The 17,341-nt window shown below is 47.3% G+C and carries 13 protein-coding genes; 7 read left to right on the forward strand and 6 right to left on the reverse strand.

Going from position 1 to position 17,341, the window contains the following annotated elements; translation table 11 throughout:
- Positions 1 to 298, forward strand: a 298-nt coding sequence (locus Tanf_RS03070) for a T9SS type A sorting domain-containing protein (protein WP_046824880.1), incomplete at its 5' end; no start/stop codon positions are given.
- A 148-nt stretch (positions 299 to 446) separates the two neighbouring features.
- On the opposite strand, the gene Tanf_RS03075 is transcribed toward Tanf_RS03070, so the two are convergent.
- From Tanf_RS03075 to Tanf_RS03095, 5 genes are read right to left on the reverse strand one after another with little or no spacing between them, the layout of a single operon-like run.
- The gene (locus Tanf_RS03075) at positions 447 to 1,730 is read right to left on the reverse strand and encodes an APC family permease (protein ID WP_046824881.1); all 1,284 of its coding nucleotides are present in this window, start codon (positions 1,728 to 1,730) and stop codon (positions 447 to 449) included.
- Between the two features lie 10 nt (positions 1,731 to 1,740).
- Positions 1,741 to 2,613, reverse strand: coding sequence for a hypothetical protein (locus Tanf_RS03080; protein ID WP_236684373.1), 873 nt, complete (start codon positions 2,611 to 2,613; stop codon positions 1,741 to 1,743).
- 35 nt (positions 2,614 to 2,648) lie between these two features.
- Positions 2,649 to 4,205, reverse strand: a complete 1,557-nt coding sequence (locus Tanf_RS03085) for a DUF6850 family outer membrane beta-barrel protein (RefSeq protein WP_046824882.1) — start codon at positions 4,203 to 4,205, stop codon at positions 2,649 to 2,651.
- A gap of 25 nt (positions 4,206 to 4,230) precedes the next feature.
- Entirely contained in the window at positions 4,231 to 5,466 is a 1,236-nt protein-coding gene (locus Tanf_RS03090) for a DUF4876 domain-containing protein (RefSeq protein ID WP_046824883.1), read from the reverse strand.
- 13 nt (positions 5,467 to 5,479) lie between these two features.
- The gene (locus tag Tanf_RS03095) at positions 5,480 to 8,338 is read right to left on the reverse strand and encodes a TonB-dependent receptor (RefSeq protein ID WP_046824884.1); all 2,859 of its coding nucleotides are present in this window, start codon (positions 8,336 to 8,338) and stop codon (positions 5,480 to 5,482) included.
- Between the two features lie 270 nt (positions 8,339 to 8,608).
- On the opposite strand from Tanf_RS03095, the gene Tanf_RS03100 reads away from it, so the two are divergent.
- The 4 genes from Tanf_RS03100 (at position 8,609) to Tanf_RS03115 (ending at position 12,633) form a co-directional block, all read left to right on the forward strand.
- Positions 8,609 to 9,445 carry a patatin-like phospholipase family protein gene (locus Tanf_RS03100; protein WP_046825082.1) on the forward strand — a complete coding sequence of 279 codons (837 nt, stop codon included), beginning with the start codon at positions 8,609 to 8,611 and terminating at the stop codon, positions 9,443 to 9,445.
- Between the two features lie 8 nt (positions 9,446 to 9,453).
- On the forward strand, positions 9,454 to 11,157 hold the full coding sequence (locus Tanf_RS03105) for an alpha-amylase family glycosyl hydrolase (RefSeq protein ID WP_046824885.1): 1,704 nt from the start codon (positions 9,454 to 9,456) through the stop codon (positions 11,155 to 11,157).
- Between the two features lie 101 nt (positions 11,158 to 11,258).
- Entirely contained in the window at positions 11,259 to 12,203 is a 945-nt protein-coding gene (locus Tanf_RS03110; RefSeq protein WP_014224942.1) for a ribose-phosphate pyrophosphokinase, read from the forward strand.
- An 88-nt stretch (positions 12,204 to 12,291) separates the two neighbouring features.
- Positions 12,292 to 12,633 carry a cupin domain-containing protein gene (locus tag Tanf_RS03115; RefSeq protein ID WP_014224943.1) on the forward strand — a complete coding sequence of 114 codons (342 nt, stop codon included), beginning with the start codon at positions 12,292 to 12,294 and terminating at the stop codon, positions 12,631 to 12,633.
- A gap of 20 nt (positions 12,634 to 12,653) precedes the next feature.
- Here Tanf_RS03115 and mnmA read toward each other — a convergent pair whose 3' ends face one another.
- Positions 12,654 to 13,718: a tRNA 2-thiouridine(34) synthase MnmA gene (mnmA, locus tag Tanf_RS03120; protein WP_041591187.1), complete on the reverse strand. Its 1,065-nt coding sequence runs from the start codon at positions 13,716 to 13,718 to the stop codon at positions 12,654 to 12,656.
- Positions 13,719 to 14,148: 430 nt separating this feature from the next.
- Here mnmA and Tanf_RS03125 point away from each other — a divergent pair, with 430 nt between their 5' ends.
- Both Tanf_RS03125 and Tanf_RS03130 read left to right on the forward strand, forming a co-directional pair.
- A complete protein-coding gene (locus Tanf_RS03125) occupies positions 14,149 to 14,766 on the forward strand; it encodes a TetR/AcrR family transcriptional regulator (RefSeq protein WP_014224945.1) in 618 nt (205 codons plus the stop codon).
- A gap of 211 nt (positions 14,767 to 14,977) precedes the next feature.
- Positions 14,978 to 17,326 (forward strand): efflux RND transporter permease subunit, encoded by a 2,349-nt coding sequence (locus Tanf_RS03130; RefSeq protein ID WP_046824886.1) that lies wholly within the window; start codon positions 14,978 to 14,980, stop codon positions 17,324 to 17,326.
- Positions 17,327 to 17,341 lie beyond the last annotated feature (15 nt).

Consider the following 17,341-nt stretch of genomic DNA (forward strand, 5'->3'; position numbering starts at 1 on the left):
CGAAGACGGAACGGTAACGCTCGTCTTTCCCAAAGTGGTCGAGCCGCTGACGATTCAACTCACGGGTGTGAGTCCCGTCTCGAACGTCTCGATCGATCGCGGTTACGCCCTCCGTACGGAAGAGGGTACGCTTCATATCCGTACCGCAAAAGCAACGGACGCACAGATTTACTCGGTCACCGGACAGCTCGTTCATCGGACGCAGATCGCCCGGGGAGAAACCTCGATTCCGTTAGCGAAAGGCGTATACATCGTTACCCTCGACGGACAAATCAGACAGAAGGTGGTGATACGGTAAAAAGCCGGGAGAGGAAAAGAAAAATACAATAAAGATGCAAAGAGGGTGTGCTCAAACGCAATGTTGCGGGTGCACCCTCTTTCGGTGTAAGAACGTGTGAAATAATCCTTCACCTCGGCCCTTACCCTACGGTAATCGTAATTTGTAATTATTTAAGATTTCTCCTGTATGTCAGGTAGCCGATCAGCAAGTTGATCAGTCCGAGCATGCATTCTTTTGTATGATTGAGAAAAGCGAAGGCAATCATCCATAATGAAGCGGCGATAAAGATGATCTGAAAAAGAGGAAAGGCCGGACTTTTGAAATTCTCCGTGTTGTCAGGATGTGCTTTCTTCTTGTATCGGACAAGAATGACACCGAGTACGACGAGCAGGGTTGAGATGCTCAACAACACCCCGCAATAGATCATGATTTGTTCGAAGGTACCGCTCAGCAGCAGGGTCGTGCTGATGGCAAACTGCAGCCATAAGGCTCTCCGCGGTACATCATTGTCGCGCGCCTTGAAGAAGCGCCAAAGCGGATATTCACGGGCGATGCCTGCCGTTACTCTTGGACCGATCCAGATCATGGCGCTGATGCCTGAGATGAGCAGCACCGAGAATCCCCATCCAAAACATGTTGCTGCTTGTTCGCCGAGCATCAAACGGATACCGGGAGTGGCAATGTCCAATTGCCCGACCAGTTCGTGCAAAGGGGTGTGTTTCAGAAAGACGAATTGCAGCAGTGTATACAGCGTTGTTACGATACATGTCCCGTAAATCAGCGATCGGGGAATAGCCTTTCTCGGATGCTTAAACTCTTCTGTAATGTATGTCGCCGCATTCCATCCCGAATAGGAATAGCTGACGTAGATCAGGCTGACGGCAAAGGCCGATGAACTGCATTCCCACAGGTAGTCGGTGTTGAAGAGGAGAGCATTATCTTTATTCGCAGGGAGATACAGGCCGACAATGATGATAGCCAGTATTAAGAGTACTTTAAAGACGGTGCTTATATTCTGGAAACGTGCGCTGTAACGCAGGTTGAACGTATGGATTGATGTAATCAGCAGGATGACGGCGACGGCTGTCCATACAGGCGGCATCAGTCTTATGGGTAGATAATCGGCGAAAGCGAAAGCCGAGAGTGCGATTGGGGCAGCGAATCCGACGGTCAGCGAAATCCAGCCGGATAAATATCCGACGACGGGGTGATAGATGCGGGAGAGAAATGTAAATTCTCCTCCCGATTTCTTAATGAGTGTGCCGATTTCGGCATAACTGAAGGCACCGCTTAACGCGATAACGCCTCCGCATAACCATAGCGTCAGAATCGTAGCGGTGTTATGTAGCGAAACGAGCTGAAAGCCTAAGCTGGTAAACACTCCGGCACCGATCATGTTGGCTACCACGATCGATGTGCCGGTAAGTATGTTAATCTTGTTTTTCGACACCGGAGCCGGTCTATTTTAAACGTCCTTCTGCTGTCGCAGCATCGAGCAACAACCGATATGCCCGTATCGTACTGTCGGCATTCAGGTAACGGTCTCTTAATTTTTCATACGTCTCCAACACCTTCGTCGAGCGGTGATAGAGCAAGGAATCCACTTCGCGCGAAGGTTCGTAGTCTTTGGGATACGCATAGACGAAATAACCTTCTTTGGATTGATGTGTGGGAATATTGAAAAAATTACGAGGCGTCGGTTGCTGTATGTCACGATGCGTATGGCTAGCCTCAACGAAAAAGTCGACGGCATAATCCGGATAACCGAACAGATACCCATACCCCCGGTACCGTTCGTAGATTCCTGCGTTCTCGATGGTCGAGACGACGGTGGCCGGGTCCGTACCGGGCACAAGACCATATTGTCCGAAGAAACTCTCCTTTGCCTTGAGTAGACTGTCTAAAAGACTGACACGCACAACGCTTAACTGTATCGTGCGGATGCTGTCCTGATGTGCCCGATAAGGAATAAGGACAAAAGCCAGATCGGGCAGGCGGATTTCGTTGACGGCTTTCTGTACACGCGACAGGCGGTCTAAGTACCGGCCTTTTTGGGTTCTGTCCACAATATTGGGACTGCTCCGTTTGGCAGAATCGGTATTGGCCAAAGGCATCCTGTACAGCTTTAACGAACTCATCGGCTTGATGCGTCCCATAAGGGTGTAGACTGCTTCGCGGTCTAACCCTGTCTGTAAGATGGAATCGATTAATAAAGCGCTTTCATCGGGGGGAGTTTGTTCCGCTACCGTTCTTGGAAGGGTATGCTGGCTGCTTCTGCAACCGAGCAGTAAAAAAACGAGCAAGAACATACCCCAGCAATATTTCATTACCATACTTGTTTCTTATTTTTTATGTTTCGATTTTGTCGTTAAAAATTGCATCCTATGCTGAATGATAGCATATTTCTGTTGCCGAAACTCTTGTTTTGCGCTTTGGCGTAAGAGGCATCCGCACGTACATATACGTTCACGTCGGCGGAGCGGTTTATTTTCTGCGAATAAACGCCCGAAAGATGCACGGCAAAAAATCCCGATGTATCATACTCGTTATCTCTCTTCTCTAACTGCGAATGAATCGGGTATTCTTTATAAGCCCCACCGTACAGATAGCTTCCGTCAATGTTTTTTCCGTAGATCAGCCGGGTGCCCACCAGCAGCTTTTTCGACAACTTGTCCGACAAGGTAAAATTACGCTTCCCGAAACCTTCGAATATGATATTTCGTGCGTGTTTTCTGCTTTTGGGCAAAAGATAATTGTCATCCAGATCAGTATAGTTTACTTTACCGCCAAGCAGATAGGTGTACTCGTCGCCCTGATTCTTTGTCCACGAATATCCGACACTCAGGAATTTGCTCGCATAGGTCGAACGGATGCTCTTATACAGTGTGACGTATCCTTTGAATGTCTCGGTATCGTCGAACTTCGTAACATATTCGATGCCCTTCACCATGCGTTGCATATATTCGAGATCAAGGTAATGCGTATGATCCTCCCCTTTCGTTTTGAGCGATGCTTTTTGATGCCACACACGATCGATGACCGTACCTTCTTTCCGCGGGTTCGTAAACGAAACTTCGGCGTCTTCTACACTCGTGAGATAGTTACCCGTCAGCATCAGATCGATGCTTCCCGAGTAGTGATACTGCAAGCCTGCTCCAAGGCTTTTACGGATGTAATTCGTCGTTCTTCCGCTGCCGATACCGATGATGGCATTGCCCAAACCGCGCAGTTCGTAGAACGGCTGATCGATATAGACGTTTACATTAGACATATTCGATTCTTCCTTGAATACCCCGTATTCGAGATTCAAGCCGATGTGATTGCCACTATTGACGGAATAAACCACTCCGGGACGGACGGAAAGTTTCATCGCATAATTCTCCGTGCGGATATCGCGTTGCTTGGCTGCCAGATAAGCGTAATATTCCCCTCCGACACCGAATAACCATTTCTCTCCGATAGCCGGAAAATTGATCTTATATTCCAGTTCGTAATACTGGTTGTTCCAGTCGCTCGAGAGCGTATCGGCCACGAAGTAAGGCATGCCGCGGTAGGGATTAATCAGCGAAGCGTTAAATCGGGCATCCTTGACTGCGTTTCGTGTGTAATCGAATCGTCCCCAGAAATAGAAGTCACGAATGTTTACCCCGCCTTCGGTATTTAGCGTAAGGCTCTTATTCTTGTCTCCTTCCATCACCCGATGATAATTGCCGTTCTCCAGCGTATATCCTCCGGAGAGTGTCGCGTAGCTTTTCGATGGATCGAGTTTCAGACCGGCTGCGTTCGACGATTGATTCCAGATCCAAGTCATTTTCATCTTTTCGGTTGCTGCCGGCGAGAGGCCGGCTTCCTGTGCTGACATAACGGCGACCGACGAAAGGAAAAGCCAGAAGAGAAATTGCTTCTTATATGTTGTTCGTTGCATAGCGTTTTTTACTTAAAAATGATACTTATTTTAGGGTGTGATTCCAGCTCGGCATTTTGGCGTTGTAGCGTCTGAACATGGGAACGACCCCTCTTTCAAAATCTTCCGTGCTATTGTTGGTATCTTGCAAAAAAGGAGTCCCATCAGGGTTCTCTCCGATCTTTTTACGGGCGACCCCGAGTGAATTATAGGTCGCACCGACGGTCGTGATTCCGGCATCCAGTACGCCCGGCATGCGCTTGGCATTGACTTTCGTTTCATCGTCTACGGCTTCTACACCGTCCAACACATACTCAATCGGAATCTTTGCATAGAGTTTCTTGGATGAACTGCTCTGATCCTTTGCTTGTAATGCCGGATTGTTTACCGGATCATACGTTTCTCCTTCGGGTACTTTGAAAATAACGTAGGCGCCACCGAAAATAGAAGTTAAATATTGGGGTGACCTTCCTTTGTCGGCCTTCCCGTCAAAGTAGACATGTTCCATATCGAAAGCCGGTTGATCCGGGAACTTCGGATTGTTCATATTGAACTCGAACTCGGAGCTGGAACAGTCGACCGGTGAATTCGGATTATAAATCTCGAGCTTATGATTAGCTGCGAACTGTGAAATCACACAGCTTTCGCCGGGTTTCAGAGGGTAAGTCGTTCCATTTCCGGGGAATTTCCATATCCGATCGGTGTAGACATATTTGTCGCCGTCCTCCTGAGGCCACACGGGAAGGATGGGAGTGGCTTTCGTCGGATACAGATTCGCAAAATAAATGTCATCTAAGTAAAGCGTTTCTTCCGAATTGTTATAAATTTCGTAAAACTGATTTCGGAAATAGAAGTTGGCCGTTCCCGAATAAAAGATTTCTTTGAACACAAGGGGGCTTATTTTCTGACCGGAAATAGGCAAATCAATCGTCGAACGATGATTCAATACGGGATGGTTCACTAAACTGCCGTTTAAATAATACCATACGCCTTCCTTGTTTTTTAATTTTCCCGAGACGACGATGCTGTACATTCCGGGAATCAGATCGCCAATCTCTACGGTCGAGGAAGTGAGTTCTTTTTCCACGCGGATCCCTTCGGTATAGTTGTTCAAAATAAGTTTCAGTCCGCTTGTGCCGTCAAAACCGGGCACTGTGATTTCGGGCCGAATAGTGACGGATATCGGCGTTATTTCTTTTGTTCCGAGTGCATCGGAAAACGAGTCGCATGATGCCAGAAAAGACACCAGCCCGATGAGTGCAAGATATATTTTTTTGTGCATAGTCCAACGTATATTAATGGATTAATAAATTTACTTCTAATCCGAAGAAGAAGTCTTTTACAGGGAGAAATCCTTCGCCCCCTTGATGATACGAGCCGGGGCTGCGCTTGGATTCCACAACCGGATAATATCTGAACATATTGTTCGCAAAGAAGGAGACACGCATAAAATTGCGTATTTCTTTTGTTATATTGATATTGAAATTGAATAACGGCGGGATGGATTCAACAATGTACAAGGCATCGTTGCGTCGACGAAGGATGGATTTAAACTCTGGTTCATCCTTCTTCGAAGGGTCGAAGTCGTATTGTTTTCCGTCGTTCTTGGAGATATAAGCTACCGGGACGGTATCATTGCCGAAAGTATAACGGTCTCGCTGGCTCCAAACGGTTTCCATTGTGAGGGTAACCACAAATCCTATTTCGGGGATGTTATGTGTTGCCCGTAGAGCTGTCGAGAACCGGTCGGTTTTATGTTTGGACATCGCTGGGCCGTACAGTCCGACGTGGGTGCGCGAAGCGCCTCCTTCACCGCTGTTGTCATAATAGGTATAGGTGTCCTGATAATTCTCGTTCTCCATGTAGGCGCCCGAAAAAGAAAAGGCGGTGCGAATGGCGTCAATCCGGTTGATGCGTAAATCGAACTCAACGCCTTGGCTGTTCATGACCAAATGGTTGGAGGGAACATAATATTTCGCCAACACGGGATGAGCGGCCGATAATTTGTAAACCGGTTGATTCTTGCCTCCCGCGCGTTTATATTGTTTAAAAGTAACCGGATTGAACCTGGGAGACATGGAATAGCCATTCTTCAAGTGTTCTTTAAATGCGGTGACATACAGTTGGAAGTCATCGAACAGGAAATCTGCTCCGAGCTCCGCTTTCGTGTTGGTCGCCGCTTTCAGGTCATGATTTCGGGTGTCGAAGACCCGTGTCGTTGTCATAAAGATACGCTGATCTTCGGGAATCTTATCGTTCGGCATCTCGTTGATGTTGATATATTCGAAGTACGCTTTCTCCGGATACAAATAAACCAGAGTAGGCATCTTCGCTGTCACGCCGTATCCCGCTTTCAGGAAAACCTTTTGAGGAATCACTTCGAATGAGGCGTTAATACGGGGGGATAAGACGTTCTCTACGTCTTTCATCATATCGTATCGTAATCCCGCCTGAACACGTAATTGGTTGTTAGGGGTAAGGTGTGCGGTCAAGTTCTCTTCCACAAAGAACGAACCGTGCCGGATAAAGGGTATGTCTTTGTAAGCACGCGGTCTGAACGTGGCGTTGAGCGCTTGTAAATTACGGTAAGGCGGAGCCATCCGGTCAAAGACTTTCCCTTTCCCGACATTACCCTCCAAGCGGTATTCTCCTCCGAGCAGTATCCGATGATCCGTTTTACCCCATCGTTTAAACAACGTGGCCGATAATTTGGCAAAGGCGTTGATCTCTTTTCCGTAAATATCATATTTCCCTTTATAGGTGGAAGGCAGGAATACGGCCCGATCCGAAGGATTTACGTGCGTATAGTCGGTAATCTTTTTCCCGTCCACGTCATATAAATCAAGGCCGGGCTTGTTGGTGATGACTGCTCCGTCGACCGTCGTCATGGAATAGGGAGCATTCGCCGCTGTATACAATTCTTCGTAATGACTTTTTTTATCCGTATAGCTTCCGGATAATGCGTACCTAATATTCTTCAGCCAGCTTTTATTTTTAAAATAGATGGTCCCGTTCGTGTTTAAAGATAACTTGGCATCTTTACCGCTTGATACTGTCTCCGTGATTTTATCGTCCGGATTACGGTCTCGTTTAGCCTGTCCGTACATAAAATCGACGATGGTATTACTCTTCCATCGATTGTTTAAATACACATTGGAGTAGATGGCCTTGGATGAGAAGCGCCGATAATATCGATACGACTGAACCGGCGTATTTACATTATAAGTATAGTCGGCACTCAGGTTTAAATCGCCGCGGTTCTTCCCGAGGTTGGTACCTCTCTGTGCAAAGAAATGGTAGATATTCGGGTTCGTCCGCGCCTTAACGGTTAATGGGGTCTTACCGGCTTTCGATTTGACTAAGACGGCCCCCGACGTTAAATCGCCATATTCTGCCGAGGGGATACCCCGTATCACTTCGACCGATTCGATATTCTCGAGCGAGATGTTTCTTGTGTCAAGCCCTCCTCCCGGCGAAGCCGTTCCTCCCAACGCACCTAAATTTCCTAACACGGCAGGGTGCATAGCTTGCAGGTTTGCATTGTTCGAGAGCGGTGATCCGTCTTGTATAATGGTGGCACCAAGGGCATTCATCGCCGATTCGCCCCAGCCGTTTGGATTGCCTACGGTGCGGATATTGATCTGAGAAGCATAGTTCAGATTGGGATTAGCGGTGATTCCTCCCGGCAGTAAGGCTAGTACATTATTTAAACTGACCGATTGAAGGTGTTCGATCGCTTTATGAGAGATTGTTGAGGAAGTCGATTGTCCGCTCTGTCCGGGTTCTACGGTTACAACGACCTCTTTTAACCGGAAATTGTCTTCTTTTAAGATAAAGTCAACACTCGTATCGGTATGTATTTTCAAGAGTGTGTCTACGGTGACTTTCCCAATGAAAGATACTTTTAACCTGATTTCACCTTCGAAAATGGGAGTAAGAGTGTAATCTCCGTTTACATCGCTTGTTGTGCCGATGCCGGAAGCTTCAATGATAAGTGAAGCACCGGGAAGAGGCTGTTTTTGATGCCTTGTTGACATTTCATATACGGTTCCCCGCAGAGAAAACTTCTTTTGGCTCAACAGAGGAACCGCGTTAAAAGACAGACCTGCTATTCCGAAGAGGATAAGCAGGATTTTTCGTTTTGTTGTTATCATAGTTCTTAGTGCATATATTGGTCAGACATTCATTTTCTTTTTTGTACCCAACCATCTTTCTTTTGTCTGTGTTTTTTTTTTTGAGGCGCAAAGATAAAAAATCACAGGTTACAAATCAATCCCTATTTTTGGGGATATTGAAAAGTGGGTTTTTCGATTAGGAGCCATGAGAAAGATAAGGATGGATCAAAGATTCGTGATAAAAAACAGATCCTGTACCGGTTGTTCATCCGAAAAAAAAACTATACCTTTGCCAGACAAAGTTTGAGGGTGATGAAAAAAGGCACAAGAAAACGATATCGATTGGGATTGGCGCTAAGTGGAGGCGGAGCAAGAGGCTTTGCACATATTGGCGTGTTCAAGCTATTGGAAGAGTGTGGTATTCGTCCGGATGTGATCGTCGGAACGAGTGCCGGAGCACTGATGGGGACTTTATTTGCTGCCGGTCATGCGGCAGATGAAATCAAACGGATGTTTACGGGGCGGGAATTTTCGGAGTTTGCACAACTGCAAATCCCGAAGGCCGGTTTATTTGACAGTAACCGTTTTAGCCGGTTTGTCGAACGTCATCTGCGGGTGAAGACATTCGAGGAACTTCAAACTCCGATGATTGTTGTCGCCACGGATCTCGATCACGGGTGCAGCCATCACTTCTCATCCGGTCCTATTGCTGAACCGATTCGTGCATCATGCAGTATTCCGATCATTTTTAATCCAGTGATAATCGACGGAATCCATTATGTGGATGGTGGACTTTTTCATAATTTTCCCGTGTCGGTGATCCGTGATCTCTGCGATGTGGTGATTGGGGTGAATGTGAACCCGTATACGTCACCCAAATACAGCCAAAACATTTACAGCATTGCCGAACGATCGTTTCACTATCTCTTTGAGGCGAACACAGCAAAAGACCGCACCAATTGCGATTTGTTGATTGAGACGGCAGAGTTCGGAAAATATAGAATGTTCGATCTGAAGAATGTCGACCTTATCGTGGATGTCGGGTATCGTACAGCTCTCAAGACATTCCACAAGTTCGTGAAGGCTTCGGACAAGAAAGAGTTACTCATTCATGCCTTTTTGGACAGAAATGCGACTATTACTTAATAAATGTTATGGAAAGAGATGAAAAAGTATTTATCTATCAGGTGTTTCCGAGGATTTTCGGAAACAGGACGCACCCTTGTGTGAAGCATGGAAGTTTGCAGCAAAACGGGTCAGGTAAATTTGACGACTTCACATCGACCGCTTTAAAGGAGATCAAAGATTTCGGTATCACGCATGTGTGGTATACCGGTGTCATCGAACATGCCACGAAAACCGACTATACCGTGTTCGGCATACCTAAAGACCATGATGCCGTAGTAAAAGGGAAGGCCGGATCACCGTATGCCATTAAAGACTATTACGATGTGACGCCCGATCTTGCCCGAGAGGTCCCTAATCGTATGGCCGAATTTGAGGCGCTTGTCGATCGTACGCATGAGGCTGGCTTGAAAGTTATCATTGACTTTGTGCCTAACCACGTCGCCCGGCAGTACCATTCCGATGCCAAAAATCCGCTTATGCAGGATCTGGGACAAAATGATCAGACTCATCTTGCTTTCGATCCGAACAATAACTTTTACTATCTGCCGGGACAGACTCTCCAACTGCATTTCGGTGCACAGCAGGAAGATTTTGAATACAGTGAATTTCCAGCCAAAGTGACCGGTAACGATTGCTTTTCTGCGCATCCCGGCCAAAATGACTGGTACGAAACGGTTAAGCTGAATTATGGCGTTGATTTCCAAAATGGGAAACTCGGACATTTCTATCCGGTGCCTGACACATGGAAGAAGATGCTCGATATCCTGAGGTTCTGGCTTGGAAAAGGAGTAGACGGCTTTCGTTGTGACATGGCGGAGATGGTGCCGATCGAATTTTGGGAATGGGTTATTCCGCGTGTACGTAGCTGGAAGAATGTGATTTTCATTGCTGAAGTATATCATCCGTCGCTTTATCGCGATTTCTTGAAACGCGGTCAATTCGATTATCTGTATGACAAGGTTGGTCTGTATGATACGCTTCGGGAGGTCATGTGCGGACGAGCTCCGGCCGGCCGGCTGACCGAATGCTGGCAGGCTGTCGACGATATCCGCCCTCACATGTTGGCTTTTCTCGAAAATCACGACGAACAGCGGATCGCCTCCGACTTCTTCGCCGGGGAAGCACAAGCCGGGATACCCGCTTTCCTTACGGCAGCTACGATGGGTACTAACCCGGTGATGATCTATTGCGGACAGGAACTGGGCGAACGGGGTATGGACGAAGAAGGCTTCAGCGGACGTGACGGACGCACAACGATATTCGATTACTGGAGCCTTGAGTGCTTGCGTAAATGGAACAACGACGGACGGTTCGATGAAGGACAGCTAACCGACGAACAGAAAACGTTGCGTCGCCAATATGCCGCCATTCTCCGCATCGCTGCCGCAGAGAAGGCAATTTGTCAAGGGAAATTTTTCGATCTGATGTACGTGAATCGGAACAACCCGTATTTCGATCCGCACCGGCAGTATGCATTCTTGCGCAAGTCGGGCCGTGAAGTCTTGCTTATTGTCGCGAATTTCGACCGGACGCCCCGGACGGTACGCGTCAACATCCCCGACGAAGCTTTCCGAAGCCTGCCGATTCCGGATAATCAAGCGGCCGAGCTGACGGACCTGTTTTCAGGAACGAAGACTGTCGGCACATTGACGGCCGCCTGCCCTTACGAGATGGCTTTGCCCGCATGCTCCGGAAAAATCTTGAAATTCCATTACAATACTCAGGGGTGAATATTTTAAGCGAGTGAAGGGTTTTTTTCATAAACAGACCCGTTATTTCGGAATAAGTTCCTACTTTTGTACGATATTACTTTTAAATAAAATTCGATCTGATGAGTGCACATACTCCTTTTGCTGTCTTTTCGGGAACAAACTCCCGTTATCTTGCAGAGAAAATCTGTAATAGTCTGGGTTGTTCGATGGGACAGATGAATATTGAACATTTCTCCGACGGTGAGTTTTCCGTCTCATACGAAGAAAGTATCCGTGGCAAAGACGTGTTTTTAGTACAATCTACATTCCCCAATGCGGACAACCTGATGGAACTCCTGCTGATGATGGATGCAGCCAAACGTGCTTCAGCACATTCGGTCATTGCCGTCATTCCGTATTTCGGATGGGCGCGTCAAGACCGGAAAGATAAACCGCGCGTCTCCATTGGGGCGAAAATGATTGCGGATTTGTTGAGTGTGTCCGGTCTGGATCGGCTCATCACGATGGATTTGCATGCGGATCAGATTCAAGGTTTCTTCAATGTGCCAGTCGACCATCTGTACGCCTCATCCGTATTTCTTGACTACATCAAAGCGCAGCTCCCGCTCGATAACCTCGTGATGGCCACCCCTGATGTAGGCGGCACGAAACGTGCCAGCAGCTATTCGAAATTTCTTGAAATACCGATGGTCATCTGTTATAAGAAACGACTTAAAGCCAATGAGATTGCCGACATGAGGATCATCGGTGATGTAGATGGCAGAGATGTGCTGTTAGTCGATGATATTGTCGATACCGCCGGAACGATTACGAAAGCCGCCGATCTGATGATGCAAAATGGAGCGAAATCCGTGCGGGCAATGGCAAGCCATGCCGTAATGTCTGACCCTGCTACGATGCGTATTGATCAGTCGTCGTTAAAAGAAATGATTTTCACCGATTCGATTCCCTATACGAAGAAAAGCGAAAAGATTACGGTACTGTCGGTGGCCGACATGTTTGCCGAAGCCATCCGGCGTGTGTGCCACGACGAATCGATCAGTTCGCTTTATGCTATCAAGTAACGGGCGGGGAACAGATGATTATGAGTTAAGTATGCTGACAGCTGACGACTGAATACTGACAACTGAAAAACAATGATCAAACAATGCCATGATTTTGGATTTTCCGAACATTAAAGAAGAACGGTTACCGCGTTTTAAAGGCGGTGAAAAGGAATATATCGCACGTATGTTTGTCGATGAGCATAACCGTATCATGTACGGCCGGCTTGAATCCGGCGCATCTATCGGCATGCATATGCACGATACGAGTAGCGAAACTATTTATGTCCTGCAAGGAAGCGGTAAGGTGTTGATCGACGACGGGGAAGAGAACGTGAGCGCAGGGCAGTGTCATTACTGCCCGAAAGGTCATGCGCACAGTCTTGTGAACGACAGTGATGCCGATCTGATCTTTTTTGCCGTTATCCCTCAACATGAAAGCGTAGGCTAAGCCTCCTGCTGTCACTTTTATCAGATAATCATTCCGCTCCCAATGCAGAGATGATGCTCCTTGTCGTATACGACAGCGAACTGCCCGGGCGCAATGCCCTGTATCTTGTCGTCGCTACGGATCGTATATAAGTCGCCGAAGCGACGAATATAGCCATGCGTGAACTCGGGTGTGTGACGAATCTTGAATGTGATTTCTTTCTCATCGTCGAACGTCCCCCAGATATCTTCGGTGATAAAATGGAAACCTTCCATACGAATCGTTTTGCCGTATTGTGTTTCCGGATCGTAGCCGTTCGAGACATAAATAATATTATCGTCCACATCTTTCCGGATCACGAACCACGGTCCTCCGCTCAATCCTAACCCTTTGCGCTGACCGATGGTGTGAAACCAGTAGCCTTGATGTTTACCGATCACCTTACCGGTTTCCAGTTCGATGATTTTCCCTTCACGACGGCCGAGATAACGCTCGATAAAATCGTTGTAATCAATTTTACCGAGAAAGCAGATGCCCTGACTGTCTCTGCGCTGTGCGCTCGGCAGGTTCTGTGCCGAAGCAATGGCACGCACTTCACTCTTCATCAGGTGGCCGATCGGAAACATCAGCTTGGAAATTTGCAGATTCGTGATCTGACCGAGGAAATCCGTCTGATCTTTCACGGGGTCTTTCGCTGTCGACAGCCACGTCCGACCGTTGATCTCCGTTGTTGTCGCGTAATGTCCCGTAGCGATTTTGTCGAAATCTTTTCCCCACCGGTCTTCAAAGCATCCGAATTTGATGTAGCGATTGCACATCATATCGGGATTGGGAGTCAGGCCACGTTTTACGGACTCGATCGTATAGCTGACCACTTTGTCCCAATATTCGTCGTGAAGCGAAACCACCTCCATCCGGCAGCCGTATTTCTTTGCTATATATGTGGTCATTTCGATATCTTCTTCCGCCGGACAGTCGATGTATCCGTCCTTATCCTCCATCCCGATACGGATGTAGAAAATCGTCGGGTCGTAGCCCGCCTCTTTCAGCAGATGTACGACGACCGAACTGTCTACCCCTCCGGAAACCAATGCGACTATTTCCATACTCTTACCGATAACTTTTCCGCAAAAGTACAAAAAAGACATCTTTCGGACAACGAAACCGCTTCGTTCCTGCTTATTGGCATAGAGAATCCCCTCTTTGGGGGATTGCGGCGTTCCTTCGTTCGTCGTACCTTTGAAGCCGGATGAACAAGCGCAATCAACGACCATACCCACTATGCCCGTGGGGAGATGATGTACCTCACCGAAGCTCTTATTGCTTTGGCTGCCCGCCATGGATTCGAACTGAAGGAGTTTAAGCGGCTCTTGCCGCATTATTCATGCTAAAACGAAGATTTCGTCTCCCTCCTGATGTTTTTCTCCCTCCCTAACAAAGGGGATATAGTCCTCAAAAATCCCCCTTTTTAGGGATTGTGAACACTGTTCATTTGGCATAATTTTGCAATTGTAATTTTACTGTTTAAGTAGATAAATGGCACAAGTACAGAAAGAGGATATACGCCGTATCATTCTGCAAGCGGCACGGGGAGAGTTTCTGCAAAAGGGATTCAAAGATACTTCTATGCGTACTATCTCGAGATTGTCGGGGGTAACGCTTAGCAATATTTACAACTATTTCAGAGACAAGGACGAGATTTTCCGTGCGGTACTCACCCCGTTGCTCAATGCTTTCGAGCAGTTGTTCGCCGAACACAACAGCGATGATTACATGAGTAAGGAATTTTTCTCAATGGACTCGCACCAGAAAAAGTTGATCGATGATTTTATGGTTATCCCGACGAATTACAGGACGGAGCTGAAAATATTGCTTTTCAATTCCGCGGGTTCGTCGCTCGAAAATTTCAGAGACACCTTTGTCGATCGGTACACGCAGGAGAGCCTGCGGTATATGAAATTAATGAAAGAACGATACCCTCATATCAAAGCCGACTTCTCTGATTTTTTCTTGCATTCGATGTGCTCACTTTGGCTGACGGTGATGGGCGAAATCGTAACGCACGACGAATTGACCGATGCCGATATCAAACAGTTTATTACGGAATACATCACTTTCGGTACTGCCGGATGGAAAGCTTTGATGAAGATATGAACAAAATATTTTTTTTGAACGAATTAGAACAATGTTCTTTAATAGGTATTGGGTGTTTGGTATTCGGTTTGGGGTGTGTTGTAGAGACGTAATTGCCGAGCAAGAGCAAATGGTTAGGGTAAAATTGTGTTTTTTACACCCCAACACCTAACCCCCAAAACCCAATACCAAACATAAATATAATTGAATTATTAATTAATAGACAATACAGATGAAAATAGAAAAGATCAACAGATGGTTTGCCCGTAGAGGCGAATGGATTGTAAAAAGACGATGGGTGGTAATAATCGGATTCATTGCTCTGTTTGCCGCAGGGTTCTATGGACTTCGGTTTATGAAAATCAACGACTCGTGGGAGAGCTACTTCCTCGAAGACGACCCCGTACTGCTCAAAACGGAAGAGTTCAAAGCCGTATTCGGCAACGACAATTATGCTGCCGTATTGACCGATTGCGACAACACTTTTACCAAGGAAAATCTGGAACTCATACGCGAGTTGTCGAACGAGATGCTCGACAGTATGTCGTATGCCGACAAGATGACCTCTATCACCGACATCGAATTTATGATAGGCAACGAAGAGGGTATGTCTATCGAACAGATTGTGCCCGAAGAGATACCTTCCGACGAGGCAGGGCTTGCAGAGATACGCCGTAAGGCATTCCTCAAACCGTATATCGCCAACCGACTCGTATCGCAAGACGGCAGAAACACTTGGGTATTGCTCAAACTGCGTCCCTTCCCCGACGATTCGGTATGGTACAAGGGCAAAGGTTCGGTGCCTCCCGAGAACCTGACAGGTAGAGAATTGGAACACATCATAAGAAAAGACAAGTACAAGCCCCTCAACCCGAAAGGTATGGGACTTCCCTATCTTACCGACCAGAAGATGAAATGGATAGGCAAGGAGTTACCTCGTATTATGGGGCTGGCTATATTGCTGGCAATCGTAGTGCTGATATTTGCCACCAGATCGTTGAGGGGAGTCGTAGTGCCTGTCGTTACGGCAATAGGGTCTATCGTGATGTCCTACGGTATGCTCGGATATCTTCGTTTCTCGATAGACAGCGGTATGATGTTGATACCTATGTTGCTGGCTTTTGCCGTGGCGATAGCTTACAACATACACGTACACTCGTTTTTCAGGCGACGATTCCAGATGTACGGCAATCGTCGGCAGGCGGTCGTCGATACGGTAGGCGAGATGGGCTGGCCTGTACTATTCAGTGCCCTGACTACGTTTGCCGCACTGCTGTCGTTCCTTACCATTCCTGCCACACCGATGCACTTTATCGGTATTGCTACTTCTACGAGCGTGATGCTTACCTTCCTGATTGCCGTAACCGTGATGCCTGCCGTCCTCAGCTTCGGCAAAGACCGCCAACCCGACCCCAAGATACAGGCAGCCGGAGGCGGATGGCTCGACCACCGTCTCGAAGCATTCGGTAATGTGGTATTGAATCGCGAGAAAGTGATATGGGGCATATTCATTGTCTTTACCGTCTTTATGATTTATCAGTTTACCAAGATAGAGACGGCATTCGATGTGGAGAGTTCGATGGGACGTAAAGTTCCTTATGTAAAAGAAATACTCGAAGCGAGTGAGACGGAGCTCGGCTCTATTTACTCGTACGATGTTATGATAGATCTGCCCGAAGACGGAGCCGCCAAGTCGCGCGAAACGCTGGTAGCCCTCGACTCATTGCAGAGATATGTCGATAAATATCCGTTGACCAAACGCAGCTCTTCGATATTGAACATACTCAAAGACCTCAATCAGACGCTCAACAACGGCAATGCCGCCTACTATGCCATACCTGCAAACTCCGACGAGATAGCCCAACAACTGTTGCTCTACGAGAATGCCGGAGGCAGCGAAGCAGAGACGTGGATAGATTACGATTACCGACGGCTGAGGCTGCAGGTGGAGATGAATGCGTATAATTCGGGTGAAGCCGAAAGAGAGTTGAAAGACGTGGCGGAGGTAGCCGAAAAGTTGTTCCCCGATGCCAAAATCACTCCCGTAGGCTCTATGCCGCAGTTTACCGCAATGATGAACTATGTGGTACGCGGACAGATTACCTCCTTTGCCGTGTCGCTATTGATTATCGGAGTGCTGATGATGTTGGTATTCGGAAGCATTCGTCTTGGGCTTATAGGGCTTATTCCTAATATTATGCCTGCCATCACGGTAGGCGGTCTGATGGGTTGGCTCGGATATCCGCTCGATATGATGACAGCTACCATTATGCCGATGATACTCGGTCTGGCTGTCGACGATACCATTCACTTCATCAACCACGGACATCTCGAGTTTCAGCGGCAACGTAACTATCGAAAAGCCACTCTCAGGACATTCCGCATAGTGGGTACTCCCATCTTGCTTACAAGTCTGGTCATATCTGCCAATTTTGCGATGTATATGACATCGAACGGACTTACCATAATACATATGGGTATACTGTCGGTGGCAGGTGTATTGACGGCTTTGTTAGCCGACTTGTGCATTACGCCGCTATTATTCCGCCGTTTCAGAATATTCGGTAAAGAAAAGAATTGAGGTAGGTGTTAGGGA

Origin of the sequence: Tannerella forsythia (assembly GCF_001006485.1) — a bacterium.
GTDB lineage: Bacteria > Bacteroidota > Bacteroidia > Bacteroidales > Tannerellaceae > Tannerella > Tannerella forsythia.